10 protein-coding genes and 1 pseudogene are annotated in these 10983 nt (G+C 72.7%); all 11 read left to right on the top strand.

Annotated features, from left to right (window positions below):
* A pseudogene (locus tag RIM90_RS22450) lies at positions 1–190 on the top strand (GntR family transcriptional regulator); the annotation flags it as partial.
* Positions 187–1083 carry an ABC transporter ATP-binding protein gene (locus RIM90_RS22445; protein ID WP_309062547.1) on the top strand — a complete coding sequence of 299 codons (897 nt, stop codon included), beginning with the start codon at positions 187–189 and terminating at the stop codon, positions 1081–1083. The pseudogene RIM90_RS22450 and the gene RIM90_RS22445, both read left to right, overlap by 4 nt.
* On the top strand, positions 1080–2108 hold the full coding sequence (locus RIM90_RS22440; RefSeq protein WP_309062546.1) for an ABC transporter permease: 1029 nt from the start codon (positions 1080–1082) through the stop codon (positions 2106–2108). Before RIM90_RS22445 ends, RIM90_RS22440 begins: the two co-directional genes overlap by 4 nt.
* Positions 2105–2965: a hypothetical protein gene (locus tag RIM90_RS22435; protein WP_309062545.1), complete on the top strand. Its 861-nt coding sequence runs from the start codon at positions 2105–2107 to the stop codon at positions 2963–2965. The genes RIM90_RS22440 and RIM90_RS22435 overlap by 4 nt, the downstream gene beginning before the upstream one ends.
* Positions 2966–3253: 288 nt before the next feature.
* Positions 3254–5488 (top strand): RNA degradosome polyphosphate kinase, encoded by a 2235-nt coding sequence (locus RIM90_RS22430; protein WP_309062544.1) that lies wholly within the window; start codon positions 3254–3256, stop codon positions 5486–5488.
* Positions 5469–6713 (top strand): CHAD domain-containing protein, encoded by a 1245-nt coding sequence (locus RIM90_RS22425; RefSeq protein WP_309062543.1) that lies wholly within the window; start codon positions 5469–5471, stop codon positions 6711–6713. The genes RIM90_RS22430 and RIM90_RS22425 overlap by 20 nt, the downstream gene beginning before the upstream one ends.
* Positions 6714–6740: 27 nt before the next feature.
* The gene (locus RIM90_RS22420) at positions 6741–7187 is read left to right on the top strand and encodes an NUDIX hydrolase (protein ID WP_309062542.1); all 447 of its coding nucleotides are present in this window, start codon (positions 6741–6743) and stop codon (positions 7185–7187) included.
* 251 nt (positions 7188–7438) lie between these two features.
* Entirely contained in the window at positions 7439–8566 is a 1128-nt protein-coding gene (gene pstS, locus RIM90_RS22415) for a phosphate ABC transporter substrate-binding protein PstS (RefSeq protein ID WP_309062541.1), read from the top strand.
* A 133-nt stretch (positions 8567–8699) separates the two neighbouring features.
* A complete protein-coding gene (gene pstC / locus RIM90_RS22410) occupies positions 8700–9704 on the top strand; it encodes a phosphate ABC transporter permease subunit PstC (RefSeq protein WP_309062540.1) in 1005 nt (334 codons plus the stop codon).
* Entirely contained in the window at positions 9701–10762 is a 1062-nt protein-coding gene (pstA, locus tag RIM90_RS22405) for a phosphate ABC transporter permease PstA (protein ID WP_309062539.1), read from the top strand. The genes pstC and pstA overlap by 4 nt, the downstream gene beginning before the upstream one ends.
* A 49-nt stretch (positions 10763–10811) precedes the next feature.
* On the top strand, positions 10812–10983 hold a 172-nt coding region (locus RIM90_RS22400; RefSeq protein ID WP_309062557.1), incomplete at its 3' end, for an ATP-binding cassette domain-containing protein.

The following is a 10983-nucleotide window of genomic DNA, read 5'->3' as shown; positions in this document are numbered from 1 at the left end:
CGCCGACTCCCCGCTGCGCGCGGAGCTGGAGGACTGGGCGGCCCGGGCCCGGGAGTCCGGGCTGGAGCGGGAGGACGTGGCCGCGCTCTTCACCGCCGTACTCGAGAAGCACTTCCAGGCAGACCAGCCAGATCAGGCACACCAAGCACACCAGGCACACCAGGCACACCCCCAGGGAGACCCGTCATGACCGACCCGGCCATCGAGGCGACCGCGCTCGGCAAGCGCTTCGGCCGACGCGGGGCGTGGGCGCTGCGCGACTGTTCCCTCCGGCTGCCCGCCGGCCGCGTCTGCGCCGTCGTCGGCCCCAACGGCGCGGGCAAGTCCACGCTGCTCGCGCTCGCCGCCGGGTTGCTGGCCCCCACCGAGGGCACGGTCGCGGTCCTCGGCACCGACCCGGCGTCGGCCCGCCCCCGCGTCGGCTTCGTCGACCAGGGCAAGCCGCTGTACCCGCAGCTCACCGTCGCCGAGACGCTGCGCATGGGCGCCGACCTCAACCCCGGCCGCTGGGACGCGGACACCGCCGGGCGCGTCGTGGCCGGCGGCGACCTGGACCCGGGCAAGCGGATCCGTTCGCTCTCCGGCGGCCAGCGCACCCGGGTCGCGCTCGCCCTCGCCCTGGGCAAGCGCCCGGAACTGCTGCTGCTGGACGAGCCGATGGCCGATCTCGACCCGCTGGCCCGGCACGAACTGATGGGCGTGCTCATGGGGCAGGCCGCCGGGCACGGCACGACGATCGTGATGTCCTCGCACGTGGTCGCCGAGCTGGAGGACTCCTGCGACCACCTGCTGCTGATCGGCGGCGGCCGGGTCCGCCTCGCGGGCGAGATCGACGACCTGCTGGCCGCCCACACGCGCGTCACCGCCCCGGCCAGGACGGACCTCGCCCCGCACGAGGTCGTCGAGTCCCGCACCACCGGCCGCCAGCTCAGCGCGCTGATCCGCCCGGCCGGCCCGCTGCCCGGCGACTGGCGCACCGGCGCGCCCTCGCTGGAGGAGCTCGTCCTGTCCTACCTGCGCAACCCCGAGGCCCCCGCCCTCGCTCCGGCCCCGGCGCACGACACCACGGAGGCCGCCGCGTGACCGCCGCCCCGACCCTCCCGGCCGCCCCGGCCGGCCGCCCCGACCACCCCCACCGGCCACCCCGCCAGCTGCGCTGGCTGCTGCGGCTGCACCGCCCGGCCGTGCTCGTCTGGACGGCGTTCGTCCTGGTGACGGGCGCGGCGCTGCTGTGGCTCGGCGGGCCGCTCACCGACGCCTCGGCGGCGGCCTGGAAGGAGTACAACGCCTGCGCCTTCGCCGAGCGCTGCTCCTACGACCAGGACGCGATCGTCCGCTACAAGGACGTCTACTCGTACACGACGATCGCCCTGCTGGCCGCGCCGTTCCTGGTCGCCGCCTGGGCGGGCGGCTCACTGACCGGCCGCGAGACGGAGTCCGGCACCGCCCGGCTGGCCTGGACCCAGGGCGTCACCCCGGCCCGCTGGCTGGCCGCCCGGCTCGCCCTCCCGGCGGTGCTGGTCGCCGTCTCGACCGGTCTGCTGGTCCACCTGCACCGTCTGGCCTGGACGGCGGGCGAGGGCCGGATCGACACCGCCAAGCCGTGGTACGACTTCGCCACCTTCTACGCCAACGGAACCGTCCCCGTGGCCCTCGCCCTGGCCGGACTCTGTGCGGGCGCGCTGGAGGGCCTGCTGCTGCGCCGCTCCCTCGCCGCGCTCACCACCGCCACGGTCGTCCTCGGCGGACTGTGGGCGACCGTCCACACCGCCCTCCCGCACCTGTGGCCCACGGTCACCCGGGTCAGCAGCCTGCGCAACGGCCCCTCGGGCACCGGCATCACCACCGGCGAGGGCGTCCTCACCGCCGACGGCGACCGCCTCACCGCCCCCTGCAGCAGCGGCATGATCCCGGGCTGCCGCACGGAACTGGCCGATCTGGGCGCCGTCAACTTCTACCGCGACGTCCACCCGGTCGCGCACTACTGGCCGTTGCAGCTGACGGCCTCCGGCGTGCTGCTCGCCGTCGCCGCGCTACTGGTCCTGGCCGCGTTCCGTGTGCTGCGCCTGCGCACCGCCGGTCCGGCCGGGAAGGGCGGCCCGGCATGAGCACCACCGCACCCGCGCGGCTGCCCCGGACGGTGCTGCGGCTGCACCGCACGGCCCTGATCGTCTGGAGCGCGTTCGTCGCGGGCCTGATCGGCTGGCTGGTGTGGCTGAACGAGATCACCGTGGACGCGGTGCGCGCGGCGGAGGCCGAGTGCTCACGCGCCCTGTGGGGCTGCGTCGACATCATCGAGCACCTCGACTACAGCGGACCCACCGGATACATCGGCACCCTGACCTGCTACGGCTTCCTCGCCGTGGCCGCCTTCACCGGCGGCGCGCTGATCGGACGCGAGCTGGAGTCCGGCACCGCCCGGCTGGCCTGGACCCAGGGCGTCACCCCGGCCCGCTGGCTGGCGGCCAAGCTGATCGTGCCCGCGCTGGTCCTCACCGCCGGATGCGCCGCCCTGGTCCTGGCGTTCCGCCGGGGCTGGGCGGCGAACCGGGATCTGATGGGCGACCACTGGGCCTTCGCCGACGTCTTCGTGGCCCGCGGCCCGGCGACGGTGGCGTACGCGCTGTGCGCCCTCGCGGTCGGTACGCTCACCGCGCTCCTCCTGCGCCGCGCGCTGCCCGCCCTCGCCGTCTCCGTCGCCACGATGGGGCTGCTCAACGTCGTGCTGGAGCGCTGCCGCGCCCGGCTGTGGCCGGCCGAGACCCGGACCGCGCCGAAGCCGTTCGAGCTGCCGGACGACGCCTGGCGGCTGGAGTGGGGCCGCACCGGCACCGGCCACTACGCGACGTACCACCCCGCGTCCCATTTCTGGCCCCTGCACCTGGTCGAGACCGGCATCGTCCTCGCCGTCGCCGCCCTCGCCACGGCCGCCGCCTTCGCGGTGCTGCGCCGCCGCACGGCCTGACCGGCGCGGTCGTACGCCTCTTCCGCGCGGGTCGTACGTCCCTTCCACGGGGGGGGAGGGACGTACGGCCCGACCCCCGCGGGCCGCCCCCCGCTATCCAGGACGTCATGTCTCCGTAACCGCCGATTCAGACAGGCTTGCGACGCTCGGCCAATGCATCCCGCCGTGCCAGAGTCTTCGCCACCCCGACGGGGGAACGGGGGGAACGGGGAAGCCTCAGGGCCCTCACCGCTCCCACCCGCGTTTTCCGACGCGCCCGTGACGCTGCAGGCGCGGAAGAATGGGTCCATGAGCCAGCCGAACGCCCAGGCACAGCAGGTGCAGCACGTCCAGCCCTCCGTGGGCTCCATAGCCGCCCACCGCCCGCACACCGTGGCGGGAGTGGTCTCCGACCTGGACCCCGACCTCGACGCGGACCTCGACGGCTACGAGGAGTCCCCGGTGGACGGCCCCCGGCTGCCGCAGGGCCGCTTCCTCGACCGGGAGCGCAGCTGGCTCGCGTTCAACGAACGCGTCCTGGAACTCGCCGAGGACCCCGACACCCCGCTGCTGGAGCGGGCGAACTTCCTCGCGATCTTCGCGAGCAACCTGGACGAGTTCTTCATGGTCCGGGTGGCCGGCCTGAAGCGCCGTATCGCCACCGGCGTCGCCACCCGCTCCGCCTCCGGCCTCCAGCCGCGCGAGGTGCTGGAGATGATCTGGGCCCGCTCCCGCGAGCTGATGGCCCGGCACGCCGCCTGCTACCACGAGGACGTCGCCCCGGCCCTCGCGGAGGAGGGCATCCACCTGGTCCGCTGGAACGAGCTGACGGAGAAGGAGCAGGCCCGCCTGTTCACGCTGTTCCGGCACCAGATCTTCCCGGTCCTCACGCCCCTCGCCGTCGACCCGGCGCACCCCTTCCCGTACATATCGGGCCTGTCGCTGAACCTGGCCGTCGTCGTCCGCAACCCGGTCACCGGCCACAAGCACTTCGCGCGGGTCAAGGTGCCGCCGCTGCTGTCCCGCTTCCTGGAGAGCTCCCCGGGCCGCTACGTCCCCATCGAGGACGTCATCGCCGCCCACCTGGAGGAGCTGTTCCCGGGCATGGAGGTGCTGGAGCACCACGCCTTCCGGCTCACCCGCAACGAGGACCTCGAGGTCGAGGAGGACGACGCCGAGAACCTGCTCCAGGCCCTGGAGAAGGAGCTCATGCGGCGCCGCTTCGGGCCGCCGGTGCGCCTGGAGGTGGAGGAGTCCATCGACCGGGAGGTGCTGGACCTCCTGGTGCGCGAGCTGAAGGTCAGCGAGGCCGAGGTGTACCCGCTGCCGGGCCCGCTCGACCTCACCGGTCTCTTCCGCATCCACAGCCTGGACCGGCCCGAGCTGAAGTACCCGAAGTTCATCGCCGGCACCCACCGCGACCTGGCGGAGGTGGAGTCCGCCTCGGCCCCCGACGTCTTCGCCGCGCTGCGCAGCCGCGACGTGCTCCTGCACCACCCCTACGACTCGTTCTCGACGTCCGTGCAGGCGTTCCTGGAGCAGGCCGCCGCCGACCCGGACGTCCTCGCCATCAAGCAGACGCTGTACCGGACGTCGGGCGACTCCCCGATCGTGGACGCGCTCATCGACGCCGCCGAGTCCGGCAAGCAGGTCCTCGTCCTGGTCGAGATCAAGGCCCGCTTCGACGAGCACGCCAACATCAAGTGGGCGCGCAAGCTGGAGGAGGCCGGCTGCCACGTCGTCTACGGCCTGGTCGGCCTGAAGACCCACTGCAAGCTGTCCCTGGTGGTCCGCCAGGAGGGCGAGACGCTCCGGCGCTACAGCCACGTCGGCACCGGCAACTACCACCCGAAGACGGCCCGCCTCTACGAGGACCTGGGCCTGCTCACCGCCGACCCGCAGGTCGGCGCGGACCTCTCCGACCTGTTCAACCGTCTCTCCGGCTACTCCCGCCGCGAGACCTACCGACGGCTCCTGGTCGCCCCCAAGTCCCTGCGCGACGGCCTGATCTCACGGATCAACAAGGAGGCCCAGCACCACCGCGCCGGGCGTCCCGCCTACGTCCGCATCAAGGTCAACTCGATGGTCGACGAGGCCGTCATCGACGCCCTGTACCGCGCGTCGCAGGCGGGCGTGCCGGTCGACATCTGGGTGCGCGGCATCTGCGCGATCCGGCCGGGCGTGGCGGGCCTGTCGGAGAACGTCCGGGTCCGGTCCGTCCTCGGCCGCTTCCTCGAGCACTCGCGCGTCTTCGCCTTCGGCAACGGCGGCGAGCCCGAGGTGTGGTTCGGCAGCGCGGACATGATGCACCGCAACCTCGACCGCCGTATAGAGGCGCTGGTCCGGGTCACCGACCCGGCCCACCGGGCGGCTCTCAACCGGCTGTTGGAGACCGGTATGTCCGACACCACCGCGTCCTGGCACCTCGGCCCGGACGGCGAGTGGACCCGGCACGCGACGGACGCGGACGGCCAGCCCTTGCGCAACGTCCAGGAGATGCTCATAGACGCCCGGAGGCGCCGGCGTGGCACAGCAACACCTTGACCCGACCGACCCGACGGCCGGCCCGGTACCGGCGGACGCCCTGGCCCGCTACCTGCGGGCCCAGGCGACCGGGTTCCTCCGCGCGCTGCGCCTCCACCGGGAGACCGGTGCGGGCGCGGCCGGGTCGGAGGGGTCCGCCGAGGCGGCCCGGTCGCTGCGCCGCGCGGCCCGCCGCATCAGCGCCAGCCTCCACACCTTCCAGCCGGTCCTGGACCCCGACTGGTCGGAGGCGATGCGCCCCGAGCTGGCCTGGGTCTCCGGCACGCTGGCCCTGGAGCACGCGTACGCGGCCCGCCTGGAGCGGCTGCTGCTCGCCCTGCACCGGCTGTCGGGGGCCGCCACGGCCTTCCCGGCGCAGGGACCGGCCGGCGCGGGCACGACGCGGGCGAACGCGACGGCGGGCACGGCCGCCGCCCCGGCCGCCGTGGCGAGCGCGACGGCGGTCGCGGCGCCGGACGCCACCGGCACGGTGGACGGCGCGGCGGGCGCGGCCGCGCCGGCGACGGAAGCGGCTCGGGCGACGGCGAACCGGGGCGGTGGCGCGGCCCGCGCGGCCGGAGGCGCCGCCACCGTGGCCACGGCCGTCGACCGCGGCAACCTCACCGTGGGTGCCGCCAAGGCCGGTGCCCTGCTCGACCGGCAGCTGACGCTCGCCCGCACCCGGGCGCACTCCACCGCCCTCCAGGCCCTCGGGTCCTCCCGGTTCCACGCGATCGCCGACAAGGTCGCCGTACTCGCCAGCGAGGTCCCGCTGTCGCCGGCCGCGTCCGCCGCGGACCTCGGCCCCCTGGCGACGGCCGCGCGCGAACGCCTCGCCGACGCCGTCGCCGCGCTGCCCCTGCTCACCGCGGGCAGCCCGTACAACGCGGAGGCGCTGGTCCACGGGCTGTCCCCGGACCCCGCCCCGCACCCGCAGGACGCCCCCTGGCACCAGGTCCGCCTGCTGCTGCGCCTGCACCGCTACGCCCGTGAGGTCCTGCACGCCGGGACCGGCGGGGAGCCGCCCGTCGACGTGCGCCTGCTCGCCGCCTCCGAGGCGCTCGACCGGCACCGCGACGCCTCCGAGGCGGCGGCGGCCGCGGCGCAGGCGGCGCGCACCCCGCGGATCGCCCCGGCCACGGCGTACGCGCTGGGCGTGCTCCACGCCGACCAGCGGCACGAGGTGGAGGCGGCGCGGTACGCGTTCCAGCGCTCCTGGCAGAAGGACGTCGTCGGCACGTTATAGGGGAACGGAAAAACAGGGAGGCACCCGGTGAGTTCCCCAGGCTCCGGCTCCGCCGAGCACCGCACCCTCACCGTCCAGGCCGCCGGCTGCGTCCTGTGGCGCCGCTCCCCGGTGACCGGGGAGCTCCAGCTCTGCCTCGTGCACCGGCCGAAGTACGACGACTGGTCCTGGCCCAAGGGCAAGCTCAAGCGCGGTGAGGACCCGCTGGCCGGCGCGTTGCGCGAGGTCGCCGAGGAGACGGGCCACACCGCCGTGCCCGCCGTCGAACTCCCCTCGGCGCACTACCTGGCGGGCGGCCGCCCCAAGCGGGTCCGCTACTGGGCGGCCGAGGCCGTCTCCGGCACGTTCACCCCGACCGACGAGGTCGACCGCGTCCTCTGGCTCCCCCCGGAGGCGGCCCGCGCCCGCCTCACCGAGCCCAGGGACGCCGACCTGGTGGATGCCCTGCTCGCCACCTTGCGCCCGGCCCGCTGAGCGTGTCCCCGGCTGTCCCCTTCCGGCCCGGTCGCCCGGTATCCGCCCGTGTCCTTGACGTAAGCGTTCCGTGACCTCACCGCACCGTCCACAGGGGTTCACCCCTCGTTCATTTACGGCCATCGGCGCCGTCACCTGTTCTGCCTAATTTCGGCCTTACGCGATGCGGCTCGCCCGATAAAGAGGGAGACCGCAGCACTCCCACTTCGCACGCCGCCGATTCAGGACGGCGGCTCCTGGAAGGAACTCAAGTGAAGCTTCAGCGCAAGAACCGGCGGGCCCTCGCTCTCGGCGCTCTCGCCGTCTCCGGCGCCCTGGCCCTCACGGCGTGCGGCTCCGACGAAACCGGCAACGGTGGCGGCGGTGACGCCTCCGCCACCACGCAGGCCGGCAACATCGACTGTGGTGACGCCAAGGGCCAGCTGCAGGCCTCCGGCTCTTCCGCCCAGAAGAACGCCATCGACGCCTGGGTCAAGCAGTACTCCGCGGCGTGCAAGGGCGTGCAGGTCAACTACAACCCGACCGGTTCGGGCGCCGGCATCACCGCGTTCCTCCAGGGGCAGACCGCGTTCGCCGGCTCGGACTCCGCGCTGGAGGCCGAGGAGATCGAGCAGTCCAAGAAGATCTGCAAGGACGGCCAGGGCATCGACCTGCCCATGGTCGGCGGTCCGATCGCCGTCGGCTACAACGTCCCGGGCGTCGACAACCTCGTCCTGGACGCGTCGACCCTCGCCAAGATCTTCGACAGCAAGATCACGAACTGGAACGACGAGGCGATCGCCAAGCTCAACCCCGACGCCAAGCTTCCCGACCTGAAGATCCAGGCCTTCCACCGCTCGGACGAGTCCGGCACCACGGACAACTTCACCACGTACCTCAAGGAAGCCGCCCCCAAGGACTGGGCGTACGAGCCGAGCAAGGCGTGGGAGGCCAAGGGCGGCCAGTCCGCGCAGGGCTCCTCCGGTGTCGCCCAGCAGGTCAAGCAGACCTCCGGCGCGATCTCCTACATGGAGCTGTCCTACGCCAAGGACGGCATGAGCACGGTCTCCATCAAGACCGAGGCCGCCGAGCCGGTCGCGGCCACCATCGAGAACGCCACCGCCGCCATCGGCGCCGCCAAGGTCGTCGGCACCGGCAAGGACCTCGCGCTGGAGCTGGACTACACCCCGGCCGCCGAGGGCGCCTACCCGATCGTCCTGGTGACGTACGAGATCGTCTGCGACAAGGGCAACAAGGCGGAGACCCTGCCCGCCACCAAGTCCTTCCTGAACTACATGGCCTCCGAGGACGGCCAGGGCCTGCTGGCCGACGCCGGCTACGCCCCGATGCCCAAGGAGATCATCACCAAGGTCCGCGAGACCATCTCGGGCCTGAGCTGACCCGAGTGTGCGGACCGGCCCCCGTCCGGGGGCCGGTCCGCACCGTCCGGTGCACCGCCATCAGGAGCCCCCGGCCCCCGGACGGCTCCTACCGAGCCGCCCGCCCCGGCGGCTCCGCAGACCGGAGAACCCGATGGACATCACGACACAGCAACCCACCGCACCCCCCGCACCCGGCCCGGCCGCGCCCCAGGACAAGCGCGCCGCGCGCGGTGCCACCCGCCCCGGTGACCGGATCTTCCTCGGGTTCTCCCGCGGATCCGGCATCTTCGTCCTGGTCATCATGGCCGCCATCGCGGCCTTCCTGACCTACCGCGCCTCCATAGCCATCAGCAAGAACGAGGCCAACTTCTTCACGGCCTTCGAGTGGAACCCCAGCGGCATCCCGCCGGAGTTCGGCATCGCGGTCCTGGCCTTCGGCACCATCGTGTCGTCGGTCATCGCCATGGTCATCGCGGTCCCGATCGCGGTGGGCATCGCCCTGTTCATCACGCACTACGCCCCGCGCCGCCTCGGCGGCCCCATCGGGTACGTGATCGACCTGCTCGCCGCCGTCCCGTCCATCGTCTACGGCCTGTGGGGCGCCCTCGTCCTCGTGCCGCACCTGGAGGGCCTCTACGGCTGGCTGGACGACTACCTCGGCTGGACCGGCATCTTCGAGTGGAACGGCGGCGCCCCGCGCTCGCTGTTCACCGTCGGCATCCTGCTCGCCATCATGATCCTGCCGATCATCACCAACGTGAGCCGCGAGGTCTTCCGGCAGGTCCCGCGGATGCACGAGGAGGCGGCCCTGGCCCTCGGCGCCACGCGCTGGGAGGTCATCCGCATGTCGGTGCTGCCCTTCGGCCGCTCCGGCGTCATCTCCGCCTCGATGCTCGGCCTCGGCCGCGCGCTCGGCGAGACGATGGCCGTGGCCATGGTGCTCTCCTCGAGCTTCGACATCAACGCCAGCCTGCTCGACACGGGCGGCGGCACCTTCGCCCAGAACATCGCCAGCAAGTTCAACGAGGCCACCGAGATGGGCCGGGACGCCCTGATCGCCTCCGGTCTGGTCCTCTTCGTCATCACGCTGCTGGTCAACGGCGCGGCCCGCCTGATCATCGCCCGCCGCAAGGAGTACTCGGGGGCCAACGCATGAGCCACGCAACCCTTTCCCCCCAGCGCAGCTCCCTGCGCGGCGCCACCCTGCCCAAGTGGTTCGCCTGGGCGGTCGCCGCGGGCTCCGTCGCCGCGGGCCTCGGCATCAGCGCCGCGGCCGGCCTGAACAGCGACATCCAGTGGGCCCTGATCGCGGCCGCCCTGTTCGTCGTCGGCTCCTACGCCATCTCCGCGAAGGTCGAGGGCCGCCGCCAGGCCAAGGACCGCACCGCGACCAGCATGGTGTGGGTCGCCTTCCTCCTGGCCGTCGTCCCGCTCGCCTCCCTCGTCTGGGAGACCGTCAAGCGCGGCGTCAAGGTCCTCGACGGCTACTTCCTCACCCACTCCATGGGCGTGGTCGCCGACACCGAGCCCGGCGGCGGCATCTACCACGCCATCCTCGGCACGCTGGAGCAGGTCGGCCTCGCCACCCTGATCTCCGTGCCGGTCGGCGTGCTCACCGCGATCTACCTGGTCGAGTACGGGCGCGGCAGGCTCGCCAAGGCCGTCACCTTCTTCGTCGACGTCATGACGGGCATCCCGTCCATCGTCGCGGGTCTGTTCGTCCTCAGTGTGTGGATCCTGATGCTGGACATGGGCCCCTCCGGCTTCGCCGGCTCGATGGCCCTGTCGATCCTGATGATCCCGGTGGTCGTCCGCTCCACCGAGGAGATGCTCAAGCTCGTCCCGAACGAGCTGCGCGAGGCGTCGCTGGCGCTCGGCGTGCCGAAGTGGCGCACCATCCTCAAGGTGGTCCTGCCGACGTCGATCGGCGGCATCATCACGGGCGTGATGCTCGCGATCGCCCGTATCACCGGTGAGACCGCCCCCGTGCTGCTGCTGGTCTGGGTCACGAACTTCATCAACACCAACCCGTTCCAGGACCCGCAGGCGTCGCTGCCGATGTACATCTACCTGCAGTACGCCAACAGCGGCGGCTCCGGCGCGGCCTACGACCGTGCCTGGGCGGCGGCCCTGACGCTCATCGCGTTCATCATGATCCTCAACCTGGTGGCCCGCGGCATCGCCCGCTGGAAGGCCCCGAAGACCGGTCGCTGACGCGGCCAGGACGTATTCCGTCAGCGACCCGAAAGAAGCAGTGATTCACATGGCCAAGCGCATCGATGTCAGCGGCCTCAACGCCTACTACGGTTCCTTCCTGGCCATCGAGGACATCTCGATGACCGTCGAACCCCGTTCCGTGACGGCCTTCATCGGCCCCTCCGGCTGCGGCAAGTCCACCTTCCTGCGCACGCTCAACCGCATGCACGAGGTGACGC

The sequence above is a fragment of the Streptomyces sp. genome (assembly GCF_031181555.1).
GTDB classification, from domain to species: domain Bacteria; phylum Actinomycetota; class Actinomycetes; order Streptomycetales; family Streptomycetaceae; genus Streptomyces; species Streptomyces fimbriatus.
The sequence above is the reverse complement of the archived record's forward strand: the minus strand, read 5'-3'. Positions and strand labels throughout refer to the sequence as shown.